Source organism: Rothia amarae (genome assembly GCF_042677725.1).
Taxonomy (GTDB): Bacteria; Actinomycetota; Actinomycetes; order Actinomycetales; family Micrococcaceae; genus Rothia; species Rothia amarae.
In genome coordinates, this window is the sequence record NZ_JBHUCN010000006.1 from 131,727 (window position 1) to 147,036 (window position 15,310).

Annotated in this window: 13 protein-coding genes; 10 read left to right on the forward strand and 3 right to left on the reverse strand. The window is 52.3% G+C overall.

Annotated features, from left to right (window positions below):
- Positions 1-105: 105 nt before the first annotated feature.
- Positions 106-1,392 carry a class I SAM-dependent methyltransferase gene (locus ACFR81_RS03160; RefSeq protein ID WP_343876219.1) on the reverse strand — a complete coding sequence of 429 codons (1,287 nt, stop codon included), beginning with the start codon at positions 1,390-1,392 and terminating at the stop codon, positions 106-108.
- Between the two features lie 209 nt (positions 1,393-1,601).
- On the opposite strand from ACFR81_RS03160, the gene groES reads away from it, so the two are divergent.
- From groES to ACFR81_RS03210, 10 genes are all read left to right on the forward strand, one after another.
- On the forward strand, positions 1,602-1,898 hold the full coding sequence (groES, locus tag ACFR81_RS03165) for a co-chaperone GroES (protein WP_198924120.1): 297 nt from the start codon (positions 1,602-1,604) through the stop codon (positions 1,896-1,898).
- A gap of 33 nt (positions 1,899-1,931) precedes the next feature.
- Positions 1,932-3,518 (forward strand): chaperonin GroEL, encoded by a 1,587-nt coding sequence (groL, locus tag ACFR81_RS03170; protein ID WP_145175079.1) that lies wholly within the window; start codon positions 1,932-1,934, stop codon positions 3,516-3,518.
- 213 nt (positions 3,519-3,731) lie between these two features.
- On the forward strand, positions 3,732-5,822 hold the full coding sequence (locus ACFR81_RS03175; RefSeq protein WP_343876218.1) for an acyltransferase family protein: 2,091 nt from the start codon (positions 3,732-3,734) through the stop codon (positions 5,820-5,822).
- A 50-nt stretch (positions 5,823-5,872) separates the two neighbouring features.
- Positions 5,873-7,906 carry an acyltransferase family protein gene (locus ACFR81_RS03180; RefSeq protein WP_343876217.1) on the forward strand — a complete coding sequence of 678 codons (2,034 nt, stop codon included), beginning with the start codon at positions 5,873-5,875 and terminating at the stop codon, positions 7,904-7,906.
- Positions 7,907-8,087: 181 nt separating this feature from the next.
- Positions 8,088-9,605, forward strand: coding sequence for an IMP dehydrogenase (gene guaB, locus ACFR81_RS03185; RefSeq protein WP_068169442.1), 1,518 nt, complete (start codon positions 8,088-8,090; stop codon positions 9,603-9,605).
- Between the two features lie 57 nt (positions 9,606-9,662).
- A complete protein-coding gene (locus tag ACFR81_RS03190) occupies positions 9,663-10,793 on the forward strand; it encodes a GuaB3 family IMP dehydrogenase-related protein (protein ID WP_068169437.1) in 1,131 nt (376 codons plus the stop codon).
- 109 nt (positions 10,794-10,902) lie between these two features.
- Complete coding sequence (locus ACFR81_RS03195) at positions 10,903-11,871, forward strand: SURF1 family protein (RefSeq protein ID WP_343876216.1); 969 nt, start codon at positions 10,903-10,905, stop codon at positions 11,869-11,871.
- Entirely contained in the window at positions 11,868-12,434 is a 567-nt protein-coding gene (locus tag ACFR81_RS03200; RefSeq protein WP_068169432.1) for a DUF3817 domain-containing protein, read from the forward strand. The genes ACFR81_RS03195 and ACFR81_RS03200 overlap by 4 nt, the downstream gene beginning before the upstream one ends.
- Before the next feature lie 81 nt (positions 12,435-12,515).
- A complete protein-coding gene (gene guaA, locus ACFR81_RS03205; protein WP_068169430.1) occupies positions 12,516-14,108 on the forward strand; it encodes a glutamine-hydrolyzing GMP synthase in 1,593 nt (530 codons plus the stop codon).
- A 568-nt stretch (positions 14,109-14,676) separates the two neighbouring features.
- Positions 14,677-14,799 (forward strand): hypothetical protein, encoded by a 123-nt coding sequence (locus tag ACFR81_RS03210; RefSeq protein WP_343876214.1) that lies wholly within the window; start codon positions 14,677-14,679, stop codon positions 14,797-14,799.
- Positions 14,800-14,928: 129 nt separating this feature from the next.
- Here the strand turns inward: ACFR81_RS03210 and ACFR81_RS03215 are convergent, their stop codons facing one another.
- Entirely contained in the window at positions 14,929-15,156 is a 228-nt protein-coding gene (locus tag ACFR81_RS03215; RefSeq protein ID WP_202939904.1) for a VOC family protein, read from the reverse strand.
- Entirely contained in the window at positions 15,129-15,278 is a 150-nt protein-coding gene (locus tag ACFR81_RS03220; protein WP_343876213.1) for a VOC family protein, read from the reverse strand. Before ACFR81_RS03220 ends, ACFR81_RS03215 begins: the two co-directional genes overlap by 28 nt.
- Positions 15,279-15,310: the final 32 nt, after the last annotated feature.

The following is a 15,310-nucleotide window of genomic DNA, read 5'->3' on the forward strand; positions in this document are numbered from 1 at the left end:
GAGAAGTAAGGCGTCTGACCTTAATGATAGGTCAGCGAAAAAGTGGATTTTACATACGAGTACACATAGTGAGATGTCTCTCAGGGTGCTAGAAAAGGGAGGCTCTTATCCGGTAAAAGTCATCAGCGATTGGGCCGATAACGCCAAGCGTCGAGATGCTGTGCCTTCCCCTAGCCTCGTGACAATCAGAGTGCCTTCAACGGAACCCTTTTTCTTCTTGCTCTGCCCCAGGAGCTTTTTACGTAGTTGCTCAGGAACAATATCTACCCCGCGTTTTTTGATGGTAAGCGTACCGATGTTTTCTTCGCGCACCCATTTTTTCAACACTTTTTCTTGCAGAGGCATCTCGCCAAGAATTCTATAGCCGCTCACGGCAGGGGAGTCTAGCTCCTTGTCGGCGCTGAGATAGGCAATGTGTTCGTCTATCAAATGTGCACCGAGCTGATCCGCGAGTTCACTCACCAGGTGCGCACGCACAATAGCGCCGTCGGGTTCGTAGAGGAAACCTTCAATCTCGCCCGAATCCGCCGGGGGTACCTCAACGTCATCGATAGCGCTGGTGATTTCAAAGAGTATTTCAGGTTCCAGTGGATGAGGGGAAAGCAACGTTGCACTGCGGCGCACGTTCTTACGGGCGAGCGCATTGAACCACAGAACTACTTCTACCACTTGGCCGCCGTGGCTAATCCATTGGGCTTCGCACTGCTCGGGAATTTCATGATGGGGGATTCCCGGCCCCATCTTCACACCCATGGGGATACCGGTTTGAGCCAGTTTCACCACAAACGATAGGGGAGGAGAGAACGCTTCGGCATCGAAAATTCGAGACGAGGTTCGCCCCTGCTCCACTGTGCGTCGGGCAGGATCTAGCCAGAGCCCTTGAACGGGGTTTCCTTCGTTATCTTTTAGCTCAGATATATCGAGGTGCTCAACATTTCCCACTTTCACCATCGAACGAGGGTAGTCGGAGAGATTATGGGCAGTCATAGCGGCGGTAGCTTCATCAAGCTCCACCGCAAGCACGCTCATGCCCGCGCGCGAAAATTCTAGAGAATCTGCTCCGATGCCACACCCTAAGTCTGCAACTGACACCACGCCAGCTTCTTTGAAACGCTGAGCATGCAAACGCGCCACTGACGCACGGGTTGCTTGCTCGAAACCAGCCTCGGTCAACACCATTTTTTGAGCGGCTTCGCCAAATTTAGAGAGTCCCTGCGTGCGCAGCTTCGCTTGATTCAAAATGGCGGATACGGAGGGAGGGTCAAACCCTTCAGCTCGCAGAGCACTGGCATATTCCAGAGCATTCTTCTGCAGGTAAGGGACGAATCGATCCACGGTTTCAAGTTCTCGCGCAGATAGTGCAAGCGCCGGAGGCGAAGAAAGTAAAGACATCACTGCTCATCTTAGCGAAGACATCCGGTGCGCTCATCGCGAAACGCGCGCGCTTTCTTGACCCTGAAACGCCAGCGGTTCTAAAGTTTGTATTAGCACTTGACCGCTCACAGTGCTAAACGCCTTCGAGGGCGGCACCGCGACGACGTCCTTGATAGCTCTCTGGAAACGGTCACCCATCATAAGATTTCATCATCGATGAAGGAGTAATAATGTCTTCCATCAAGCCTCTTGAAGATCGCGTAGTAGTTCAGATTGTTCAGGCAGAGCAGACCACCGCGTCAGGTCTGGTAATTCCCGATACCGCTAAAGAAAAGCCCCAGGAAGCTAAGGTCGTAGCTGTTGGCCCCGGTCGCGTAGACGACAAGGGCAACCGCCTTCCCGTAGACGTAGCAGAAGGCGACACCGTTATCTTCTCCAAGTACGGCGGAACCGAAGTTTCCTTCGAAGGTCAGGACTATCTGATTCTTTCTGCACGCGACGTTCTCGCAGTAATCTCCAAGTAAATTATTCCCACAAACTAAGGAGCTGATGAGTTCATGGCAAAACAGCTAGAATTCAACGATGCTGCTCGCAAGAGCCTCCAAGCCGGTGTGGATAAGCTTGCAGACACTGTCAAGGTCACCCTGGGCCCTCGCGGCCGCAACGTGGTTTTGGATAAGCAGTGGGGCGCACCCATCATTACCAACGACGGTGTTTCCATCGCCCGCGAGATTGAGCTGGATGACCCCTACGAAAACCTTGGTGCACAGCTTGCCAAGGAAGTAGCGACCAAGACGAACGACGTTGCCGGTGACGGTACCACCACCGCTACCGTGCTTGCTCAGGCTTTGGTTGCCGAAGGGTTGCGTAACGTTACCGCAGGTGCGGCACCTGGCGAGGTCAAGCGCGGTATCGAGCTAGCTACACAGGCAGTTTCGCAGCGCTTGCTCGATAACGCGCGCGAAGTTCAGGGCGAAGAAGTAGCTCACGTGGCTGCTATCTCAGCCCAGTCACCTGAAATTGGTGAGCTTCTCGCAGAGGCATTTTCTAAGGTCGGTCAGGACGGCGTCATCACCATTGAAGATGGCTCCACCACCGAAATCGAGCTGGATATCACCGAAGGTATGCAGTTCGACAAGGGTTACCTCTCACCTTCTTTCGTTACCGACGCAGAGCGTGCCGAGGCAGTTCTCGAAGATACCGCAATCCTGCTCTACCAGGGCAAGATTTCCACGGTTCATGAGATTATGCCCCTGCTGGAAAAGATTGTTCAGGCGAAGAAACCGCTGACCATCATTGCTGAGGACGTAGAAGGCGAAGCTCTCTCTACTTTGGTCGTCAACAAAATGCGCGGCAACCTCAACGTTGTTGCGCTGAAGGCACCCGGTTTCGGCGATCGCCGCAAGGCTATCTTCGAAGACCTTGCCATCTTGACCGGCGGCACCGTTATCACTAACGAACTCGGCGTCACTCTAGATTCAGTCACCATGGAGCAGCTTGGCTCTGCCCGCCGTGTGACCGTAACAAAGAACAACACCACCATCGTTGACGGCGGAGGTACCTCCGATGCTGTTGCTGATCGTGTGGCTCAGCTCCGCAAGGAGATTGAGCGTGTTGATTCTGAATGGGATCGCGAAAAGCTCAAAGAACGTCTGGCGAAGCTGGCTGGCGGCGTCGGCGTCATCAAGGTGGGTGCAGCTACTGAGGTCGAGGCTAAAGAACGCAAGCACCGTATTGAAGACGCTGTTTCCTCCACCCGTGCGGCTCTGGAAGAGGGCATCGTAGCAGGTGGCGGTACCGCTCTGGTTCATGCTTTGGCAGCTTTAGACGAGGTTTCACTCGATTCTAAGGACGCCCAGACCGGCGTAGAAATCGTCAAGCGTGCACTTGTTCAGCCCCTGCGCTGGATTGCAGAAAACGCTGGCGAAGACGGCTATGTGGTTACTTCAAAGGTTGCTGAACTTCCCTTGGGTTCGGGCTTCAACGCGAAGACCGGTGAATACGGCGACCTCATGGGCGCCGGCGTCATCGATCCTGTGAAGGTTACCCGTTCAGCTTTGGAGAACGCATCTTCTATTGCTGCGCTGGTTCTTACCACCGAAACCCTTGTAGTGGAAAAGCCTGTAGAAACTGAAGACGACTAGAAGAATTTGTTATAACCCGTCTTGAATAAACAGACAATTCCCCTTCTTTGTGATTACTCACAAAGGAGGGGAATTCTTATTTCGCCGACTGATTCGTCAGTAAACTTCAGGTAACGTGTTCATAGCCAAATTGGTAATCACACCCTTAGGAAATATTCACTCTTGTCTCCTTTCAGAGCGAGATGTGAATACCGCACCAGATGATTGAAGCAGATGACAAATTCCCACAACATGTCTTCTGTTCCCTTAAGCAATAAGCAGGGAACTCAGATTATTAACAATCAATCGAATCGCAAATTCCGCCCTGAAATTCAGGGTCTGCGCGCGCTTGCATTGCTCTTAGTCGCCGCATACCATCTGTGGTTCGGTAAAGTCTCAGGTGGCGTTGACGTCTTCCTGCTCATCTCAGCTTTCTTGATGACGGGGTCGTTCGTTCGCCGTATGGAAAACAATAAGTTCGCTGGTTTCCGCTCGGTGGTTGACTATTGGATTCACGTGTTCAAACGTATCCTGCCGTTGGCTTCTGTAGTGGTCGTTGGAATCCTGCTGGGTTCTTACCTTTTCCTTCCCGCTGACCGGTGGGAAAGCCTGCTTTCTGAAGCAAAATCTGTAGTTTTTTACTACCAAAACTGGTGGTCCATTTCTAACCTGGTGGACTACTATGCCGCTGACTCCTCTGTGGCATCTCCTTTCCGCCACTACTGGTCTCTCTCAGTGCAGGGGCAGATTTACCTCTTGTGGCCGCTAGTCTTTTTGCTGGGATGGCTGATTATTCGTGCAACGCGGGTGAACGTCCGCGGACTGATGCTTCTCATGTTCGGCACCATCTTTGCCGGTTCTTTGGCATATTCGATCTTTGTCACCGCGACGAGCCAGCAGACTGCTTACTTCAATACTTTTGCGCGTTTGTGGGAATTCGCGTTGGGTTCTTTGGTGGCTATTGTGATGCCCTGGCTCAGTATTAACCGCTATGTGCGTGCGGCAATGGGCTGGGCAGGTATCGTCATGATTATTAGCTGCGGTTTCATTTTTGACGTCGAAGGCGTGTTCCCTGGCTACCATGCGCTGTGGCCCACACTTGCGGCATCGATGATTATTATCGCCGGAGATACTCAGACTGCCTTCGGTCCAGAACGTTTGCTGACCTTGAAGCCACTCATGTGGTTGGGTAACTATTCTTACGGCCTCTACCTGATTCACTGGCCGCTTCTGGTATTCTTCCTCTCACGCAACCACACAGAAAAAGCAGGTTTCGTATCGGGTGTAGGACTACTGACCCTTTCTGTTCTTTTCTCCTACATCATCACCCGCTATATTGAACAGCCGTTGCGCGCATGGAAGGCTCCCGACCTTTCGCCGATTCGTGGGCTCGCTGTGGTGGCTGCCTGCATCGCGCTCGTCATGATTCCCACTCTGGGATGGCAGGGCAAGCTCGCCTACGATGCTTATAAAGCAGAATCACTCAAAGCGCAGAATAATCCCGGTGCAGCTGCTCTGGCAGCAGATTTCAAATTTGAGGGTGACGCTAATGCGGCACCATTTCCCACCCTCGCTCAACTACCTGACGACTGGGCGAACGTAGGCACACCCTGCACTGCAGATAACTTGCCGTTCTCAACAGATGTTGTGCTCAAAGATCACTGCAATACTGCTAACCTGCCAGAACACCCCGATAAAATCGTGGTCGCTGTAGGAAACAGTCATATGCAGGTGTGGTCACCAGCGCTGACCGAGTACGCCAAAGAAAACAACTGGGCACTGTACTACTTCCTAGAAGGTGGTTGCTTCTTTGATCAGTTCAAAGACGGGGACCCTAACGTCTGCGCTAATTTTTCCAATCAGGCAGACAAATTTGTTCACGATGCTGGAGCTGAAACGGTTGTAGTAACCGGGTCCCGATCAGTTCCGAACGGTCCTGATGAAGTAACTGATGGAATGAAGGACCGCATTGGGTCTCTGACTGGCGAAGGGTTAGAGGTCATTGCGCTACGTGACCACCCTCGTTTTGATTCCAGTTTTGCTGACTGCAATAGCAAGGGAGAAATTTGTTCTAAGCCAGCTGGGCAAGACATACATAACAACCCGTTAGACTCGTTAGAGCAACAGTACCCAGGCTTCTCTACAGTCAATCTCACCGATTTAGTGTGCCCTGATGGTAACTGCCCTTCGATCATTGGAAATGTATACACCTATATGGATGCTAACCATATATCTAAGAGCTACATAGATACTGCTACCCCTAATTTCATTGACCGTTTTGAACCGGCTGTAGAACGAGCAGAAGGCTCTACGAAATCTGAATAACGAAAGTTGTACCGCACGCCGCACCTCAAAAATTATTCGTCGGAGGAATGATGAACAGCACTCCTAGTTCACCGCGCAAGTTCCGCCCTGAAATTCAGGGGCTGAGAGCTTTCGCGGTGACGCTGGTGGCTATCTACCACATTTGGCTGGGGCGAGTATCCGGCGGTGTGGACATCTTCCTTCTGATTTCGGCTTTTTTGATGACTCTTTCGTTTACTCGAAAGATTGAAAGTGGTCAGCCGATTTTTGCCCGGGCTGTATTGAGGTATTGGGTTCATACTTTCAAGCGGATTCTGCCGCTTGCTACGGTGGTTGTCTTGGCGACGCTCTGGGGGACCAGGCAGATACTGCCCGCGCCCCGCTGGGCGGGCATCATGGAAGAAGCCAAAGCCGTTATTCTCTATCGAGAGAACTGGTGGTCCATTTCAAATATGGTGGACTATTATGCGGCGGATTCCTCCGAAGCTTCACCGCTGAGGCACTTCTGGTCCCTTTCGGTTCAGGGGCAGATTTTTATCATCTGGCCTTTGCTGTTCGCTTTGTGCTGGGTGCTGTATAAGATTTTTCGCCGTCGCCCGCGCGTCATTCTCTTCAGCGTCTTTGGTACGGTCTTTTGTCTGTCGCTGGCATATTCAATATGGTTAACCGAAGCCGACCAGGAAATCGCCTACTTCTCGACGTGGACCAGGCTCTGGGAATTCGCCCTGGGATCGCTTCTTGCCATTGCTCTGCCGTGGATTAGAATTCCGCAGCGCCTTCGAGGGATGCTCGGCTGGGTGGCGCTGGTAGCTATCGTGAGTTGTGGAATCATCCTCGACGTCGAGGGTGCCTTCCCCGGATATATTGCGCTATGGCCCACTCTTGCTGCCGCTGCAATCATCGCAGCGGGTGAATCCGGCACACGATGGGGCGCAGACCGTTTCCTCTCGACCAAACCCATGCTGTGGTTGGGCAAATATTCTTACGGGCTGTATCTGATTCACTGGCCCCTTTTGGTGTTTTACCTCTACAAAGTACAGCAGGAGAAAGCCGATTTATTTGCCGGTTTGATTCTTCTTCTCGTATCGGTGGCGCTCTCCTGGATCCTGACGAACGTTATCGAACGCCCCCTCCGGTCTTGGTCCTGGTTAGATGCGCGGAACTGGCGTTCAGCACTCGTCATTGCGGCGTGCACCCTGGCTGTTATCACCGTATCTAACCAGTGGTCAGCAGATTTGCAACGTCAGCAGGCAGAAATTCAGGCTAATGCGGCAGTTGATAATCCGGGTGCTCAAGTTCTTCAAAAGGGTTTTGACAAGCCAGTATCTACCGATGCTCAGTATTTGCCACTTTCTGCCGAGCGATATGATGATCGCCCCATTTACGCTAACCATTGCGCCCCCGAGGTTTTGAAAAAATATGGTTTTGAGGAATGGAACTGCAACCAGTTAGTGGCGAATGAGAAGCCAACTCAAAAAGTGATTGCTGTCGGAAATTCTCACATGGACCAGTGGGGAGATGCTCTGATTGCCCTCGCGAAAAAAGAAGGCTGGGACTTGCAGTATGTGCAGTTTAACGACTGCTACTTTCTAGAGCCCAGCATGAACACTGAAAAGCCTGACTGCCAGGCATGGGTAGAAAATACCCAGCGCTATATCGATGGCATGCACCCGGACCAGGTTATTATCATCGGTACCATTAGCTTGCCGGACGAAGGCGGAGAAATTGTGCCTACCGGTTTGAGAGATTTCGCGAACCATATGCAGCAGCAAGGAATTGGGCTCATTGCGTTGCGAGATAATCCCCGTTTCAAAGAGACACACGCAGATTGTGAAACTCGCACCAAAGGATTATGCGATTTTGATTCGGAGCTGGCGAGAACGCCAAGCCCGCTCACTCAGTTTAAAGATATTCCTGTTGTAGCGCCGGTGGATATGACGGATATTATTTGCCCGAATGGTTCTTGCCCATCGGAGATCGGCAACGTCTATGTTTACCGAGATGACTCTCATTTGACACGAACTTACGTGCTCTCTGCTAAGAATATTTTTATTCAGCGAGTGGAAGATGCCATAGCAGAGCGGGAGGCTCGCAACACTCAATAGGTAGTGGGGAATAAGCTGAACCGAATAGGCGTTGAGGTGGGCAACATCGCCAGTGTCCTTTTAACCGCAACACAGTGGGGTTCGAAGAATCCTCGATGGGGTTTAGAATTGAGACTGGATATCCAATTTTTGGCGAACTGCGACCACCGAAAAGCACAACAACCGAAAGGTTCGGGCATATATGTCAACTCCCACCGCTCTCTCCGAAGACCCCTTTGGCTTCACCGGTCTGACCTACGACGACGTCCTACTGCTTCCGGGCAACACTGACGTCAATCCCGCAGATGCTGATACCAGCACTAAACTTTCCAAGCGTATTACTCTCAAGACGCCCATCATTTCAGCGGCAATGGACACGGTTACCGAATCTGATTTGGCGATTGCTATGGCTCGGCTGGGCGGTATGGGTGTGCTTCACCGTAACCTTTCGATTGAGGATCAGGCATCCCACGTTGATCGCGTGAAGCGTTCAGAGTCGGGCATGATTACCAACCCCGCAACTATTGGCCCCGATGCAACTATTGAAGAACTTGACCAGGTCTGCGGTCACTTCCGCGTATCTGGTCTACCCGTAGTGGACGAGAACGGCGTGCTGGTTGGCATTATCACTAACCGTGACATCCGCTACCTTCCCGAGAGCGATTACACCACTCGCACCGTGCGCGAAATCATGACTCCTATGCCTCTCATCACCGGTCGCGAGGGCATGGACAAGGATGAAGCTTTCAAGCTCCTGGCCGATAACAAAATCGAAAAGCTGCCCTTGGTCGATAACGACGGCAAGCTCACCGGTTTGATTACGGTCAAAGACTTTATCAAGACCGAGCAGTACCCCGATGCCACTAAGGACGACGAAGGCCGCCTCCGGGTCGGCGCAGCTGTTGGCTTCTTCGGTGACGGCTACGAGCGAGCGATGACCCTGGTTGAAGCCGGTGTTGATGCGCTCTTTATTGATACCGCCAACGGACACTCTCAGGGTGTCTTGGACATGATTGCCCGCCTGAAGAAGGATTCAGCTGCAGCGCACGTCGATATTATTGGCGGCCAGGCAGCAACCCGCGAAGGCGCTCAGGCAATAGTTGATGCTGGCGCAGACGCCGTCAAGGTGGGCGTTGGTCCCGGTTCAATCTGCACCACCCGAATTATCGCCGGTATCGGCGTACCCCAGGTAACCGCCATCAATGAGGCAGCTAAAGCTGCTATCCCCGCGGGTGTCCCTGTTATCGCCGATGGCGGTATGCAGCACTCCGGTGAAATCGGAAAAGCTCTCGTTGCCGGCGCTGATTCAGTCATGATGGGCTCGATGCTGGCAGGTACTGCCGAGGCTCCCGGAGATCTCATTTTTGTGGATGGAAAGCAATTCAAGGCATACCGCGGTATGGGTTCACTAGGGGCTATGGTTTCTCGTGGCCGCCATAAGTCATACTCTAAAGACCGCTACTTCCAGGCAGATGTTTCCTCCGAGGAGAAGCTCATCCCCGAAGGCATCGAGGGTCAGGTTCCCTTCCGCGGGCCTCTTTCCTCTGTTCTGCACCAGCTTGAAGGCGGCTTGCGCCAGACAATGTTCTACACGGGCGCTCGCACCATTGAAGAGCTGAAGTACAAGGGTAAGTTTGTGCGTATCACCCCGGCAGGTCTGAAGGAATCACACCCTCACGACATCATGATGACCGTAGAAGCCCCTAACTACCGCCGCTAAAAACTTATTCAGCGTGGGAACTCCGATTAAAGCTCCCACGTGCTGAAAGGAAAATTCGTGACCGAGATTGAAATTGGATTGTCCAAGCGTGCTCGCCGTACGTATTCTTTGGACGACGTAGCTCTGGTACCATCCCGCCGTACTCGTGACCGCGCCGATGTTGATACCAGCTGGCGAATTGACGCATTTACGTTTGATACCCCTTTGATTGCTGCTCCTATGGACTCAGTGATGAGCCCTCAGACTGCTATTGCTCTGGGTAAATTGGGTGGATTGGGTGTACTGAATCTTGAAGGTTTGTGGACTCGTTATGAGGATCCTCAGCCTTATCTCGATGAGATTACCGCCTTGGATCTGCAGGATCATGTGGCTGCTACTCGTCGGATGCAGGAGATTTATTCTGAACCGATTAAGGCAGAATTGATTACCGAGCGTCTGCGGGAGATTCGCGAATCTGGCGTAATCGTAGCCGGCGCACTGACTCCGCAGAACACTCAGGAATTTTATGAAACCGTGGTGAAGGCTGGAGTGGATATCTTTGTGATTCGCGGGACTACTGTTTCGGCAGAACATGTGTCTTCAAACCATGAACCGTTGGATCTTAAGAAGTTCATTTATGAGTTGGATGTTCCCGTGATTGTGGGAGGTGTTGCAGGTTACACGCCTGCGCTTCACCTGATGCGCACCGGTGCTGCTGGTGTACTCGTAGGTTTCGGTGGGGGCTCTTCTAAGACCAATCGCCGTGGACTGGGTATTCAAGCTGCGATGGCAACAGCCATCGCAGATGTTGCCGCGGCTCGTTCTCGTTACTTGGATGAATCTGGTGGTCGTTATGTGCATGTTATTGCCGACGGTGAGCTTGGCCGGTCAGGCGATTTGGTGAAGTCTTTGGCGCTCGGCGCTGATGCTCTGATGATCGGTGCACCTTTGGCACGCGCCGAAGAAGCTCCTGGCAAGGGCCTCTACTGGGGTAATGAAGCCCACTCCACCGATTTCCCTCGCGGCATCCGTACCCAGCTGGGAACCAGTGGAACGATGGAAGAGGTTCTTTATGGGCCCTCCCATCACACCGATGGTACTTCTAACATCATGGGCGCTATACGCCGTTCGATGGCAACCTGCGGTTTCACAGACCTCAAGTCCTTCCAGCGTAGTGAAGTTGTATTGAATGGCTTCCACGCGGAATAAATCATAGGATTGCGAACGGCTCAACGTTTGCTGTGAATGCCCTGCCACCTCCGAATAATCAGCGGAAGGGGCAGGGCATTTTCTATCAAAAACAGATAGGCTGGAAAGCGTGTTCAAATTAGCTCTCGCTCCTCGCTGGATCGCCGCATTACTGCTTGTGCTGGCAGTGGCATTCGGTTTTGTGATGCTCAGTAAATGGCAGCTCAACGCGTCAACTCTAGGACAGGTGAGTGCGGATCCCGCTAAAGAGGTGGTGCATCCCTGGGAATCGGTGCTGATTGAACACGAGCCTTTGACAACTACTGAAGCGGACACCATGGTGAGCGCTACAGGAAAGTACGTTCCGGGTTCTTCATACCTGGTGGCCGAGAAGTTGCATGAGGGTGAAAAAGGATACTGGGTGATGAGCGAATTCACCCCGGACGATGGAGCGCAAGTAACGGCTGCGGGCAAGGTTCAACAGCGCAGCATTGCGGTTGCTCGCGGATGGACTGCATCACCTGAAATACCTCAGGAACCTTCAGGAGAGGTGACTATTGCAGGTCGCGTAGTTGCCAACGATGCTCCGTTCTACTCTTCCGACCTGACCGAGGAAGAGAAAACCCAGGGAAGAACTTTGGGCTCGGCGTCGGCTGCTCAACTCAGTAATATATGGGACGTGCCGCTATACGGCGCGTTACTCACCAACGACGCTGAGGTGCCCGCCTCAGAAAAACTGCCGCTGAACGAAGACGGCACACTATCTGACTCAGCAACTATCCTGGGTCAAAGCGAGCAGCTTAAACCGGTCCACGCTCAGCAGGTAACCGATGAAGAGGTCAACTGGCTCAATATCTTTTATGCTCTGGAATGGATTGTCTTCGCAGGATTCGCGGTGTACCTCTGGTGGCGGATGCTTCGCGATTCTTACCGCGAACAAAACAATCCAGCCCTGTACTTCGAATACGAAGGCGAATACTGGCTAGATGAAGAATCAGGCCGTTATTATTACTGGGATCCAGCAGACCAACAGTATTATTTCTTTGACGACGTCCCGCGTGATGACCGCGCGGGCAATGACGGAAAGTTGCATCAGTGACTGAACACAATACTCCGCGACCTGCACCGCAGGTTCGCCCTACCGAACGAACCGATGGTAAGAAAGTTACTCTTTCCGAAGGAGGACGTGCCGACGGCAAGGGCGGGTTTACCGTTCGTAAGAAATTTGGTGGCACCGAATCACAGATTCGTGGTGCGCTCACTTTCTATAAATGGTGCGCCTGGATTTCCGGTACTTTCCTACTCCTTTTGGTCGCTGAAATGGTCACCCGCTATATCTTTGGCTATGACCTCATCGCCGGTGGCGCCAACGCCCAAACCGGCGAAACGGTTGCCCTGGGCTGGTTAGATCGGGATATGGGAAACCTTACCGGTGGTATCAACATTTCTACCTGGATTCTCATCGTTCACGGTTGGTTCTATGTGGTGTATCTCTTCTCCTGTTTCCGTCTCTGGTTGCTCATGCGTTGGGGTCTGCCTCAGCTCATCGTGATGGCGCTCGGCGGCGTAGTCCCCTTCCTCTCCTTTATTGTGGAGAAGCGAATCCATCGCGAGACCCTGGAATTGCTTGACGCTAACCCCCAGGCGACCAAGCGTTACTAGGCCTCGTGCTTTAGAATGGCTTTATATCCATTTCGTGTGGTGAATCCATACGAGAAAACAATCGATCATATAAGGTGACTCGTGACAACATCAGCACATTCAACCGAGCTCGAAGAGCGTCCGGTTCTGGTGATTGACTACGGCGCTCAGTACGCACAGCTTATCGCTCGTCGCGTCCGTGAGGCCGGAGTTTATTCCGAAATCGTTCCGCATACTCTTGCCACAGAAAAGATTTTGGCCAAGAACCCTGCCGCTATCGTGCTCTCCGGTGGTCCTTCCTCGGTCTATGCCGAAGGCGCTCCTGCAGGAGATAAGGCTCTGTTTGAAGCTGGCGTACCGATATTCGGTATTTGCTATGGTTTCCAGTTGATGACTCAGACTTTGGGCGGAACCGTATCTCATACTGGTCGCCGCGAATATGGCGCGACCGACGCTACGCTGTGTGCTGAGAATTCTTCCTTCCTCACCGGAACCCCCAAGGTGCAGAACGTTTGGATGTCCCACGGGGATTCCGTTTCCGCAGCTCCCGAGGGATTCGAAGTTTTGGCAACTACCCCCGGTGCAGACGTCGCTGCGATGGTTGATGAAGGGCGAAAGCTGGGTGGTGTGCAGTGGCATCCTGAGGTCAATAACTCTGATTACGGTCAGCAGGCGCTCGAGAACTTCTTGTATAACATTGCCGGTGTAGAGAAGTCGTGGTCCACCGGCAACATCATTGAAGAGCAGGTTGAGAAGATTCGTGAGCAGGTTGGTTCTGCTCGGGTGATTTGTGCTCTTTCCGGTGGCGTTGATTCCTCGGTTGCTGCGGCTTTGGTCCATAAGGCTGTGGGCGACCAGCTAACCTGCTTCTTTATCGATCACGGTTTGCTGCGCCAGGATGAGCGCGAGCAGGTTGAGAATGATTACGCCTCCACCATGGGCATCAAGGTTGTCACCATTGATGAGTCAGAGCGTTTCTTGACTGCTTTGTCTGGTTTGACTGATCCTGAAGAAAAGCGCAAGGCTATTGGACGCGAGTTCATTCGCTCGTTTGAGGATGCTCAGCGCAAACTCATTGAAGAAGCTTCAGGTGAAGGCGGCGAGATTAAGTTCTTGGTTCAGGGTACCTTGTATCCCGACGTCGTTGAATCCGGTGGCGGTGAGGGTGCTGCGAATATTAAGTCTCACCACAATGTGGGTGGTCTGCCTGAGGACATGACCTTTGAGCTGGTGGAGCCTTTGCGTACTTTGTTCAAAGACGAGGTTCGTGCGATTGGCCGCGAGTTGGGTGTTCCCGAGAAGATTGTGGCTCGTCAGCCGTTCCCTGGCCCTGGCTTGGGTATTCGTATTATTGGCGAGGTTACTTTTGACCGACTTGAGACTTTGCGTGCTGCGGATGCGATTGCGCGTGAGGAGCTCACTAAGGCTGGTCTGGATGAGGAAATCTGGCAGTGCCCTGTTGTACTTCTTGCTGATGTTCGTTCGGTGGGTGTGCAGGGTGATGGTCGTACTTATGGTCATCCGATTGTGTTGCGTCCGGTTTCTTCTGAGGATGCGATGACGGCGGATTGGACTCGTTTGCCGTACGATGTGTTGGCGCGGATTTCGAATCGTATTACTAATGAGGTGTCTGAGGTGAATCGAGTGGTGCTCGATGTGACGTCGAAGCCTCCGGGAACGATTGAATGGGAGTAACCGCAGTTTTCCGAGCGCGCGAGGAAGTAAAAATTGCGGTTACTATCCTGAGGCGGAGCCGAAGGAGATAATGTTTCAGTTTTCCGAGCGCGCGAGGAAGTAAAAATTGCGGTTACTCGGCGAAGCCGGAGTTTTGTTTTCGGTAACGAAGGTTTCCGAACGCGTTAGTTCCGCTGTCGGGCGAAGTCAGAGGCTCTCATTTTCTTGTTGTTTAGAGAATGGGAGCTTTTGTTTTGCTATTGATGGGGGTCGAGATACTCTTTTGAACGAGTAGTTCATGTGAAGTACCAGAAAGGTAGACGAGGTACCGTCTTGATACGGTACCTCGTTTACTTTTCTGGTATGTCGCCGAGGGGGGAGAGGGGACAGGACGGTCTGGGACGAGAGTAGTCAGCCGCGTAAAAACTCAAAATATTCTTCAGATAATGATTTTTTACCGGTATCCATGAAACAGCTCACTAATAACCCTACTTATTTTCTGAAATTTTCCTGTATACTAAGAGAGCTAAAATGAGAACCTTTCATCAACGATGAAAGTGAATTAGGGGAAAAATTATGAATACTCTATTTGAATAAACTACGTATTAAGCTCACTGAAATTGCTCGCGATCCTAAGAATCAGGAAAAGATTCGTCAGTATGCGGGTAAGGCTGTAGAAGTTGTGCAGGGCTTCCTTCGCAAGCGCAAGTAGCATGAGTTGAAAATTCCCCGTCCTCTGTTGAGGGCGGGGAATTTTTGTCGTCCGGGGAAGGGCTTAGTCACCAATGTTGAAGAGCCATGCAATACCGAATTTGTCGGTAAACGAACCAAAGTGTGCGCCCTACGGAGCTTCAGCGAGTGGCTGCAGGTTGGTCGCGCCGTCGGATAGCTTATTGAACCATTCGTTTGCTCGGTCGAGGTCGGAGAGGTTACCCAGAATTGCGGCTTCCATGTTGGCGGTCGCGTTGTTTTCTGGTTTCTGGATGGCGGCGCCGTCGGATGCCTGAAGGGTGAAAGGCTCGGCGGTGAGTTCGCCGTGCATCACCATGTCGGTATATTCGGGGTCCACGGGGCGTGGAAATCGTTGAAGGTGGCAATGTGTAGCTCGCCGCCGAAAACGCTCTGGTAAAAGTTGAGTGCTTCACGGGCTTCGCCGGTGAAAGTGAAATAAGGATTGAGGCGAAAAGCCATCAATATCTCCTAGTGGGGAAGAAATGGCGGAT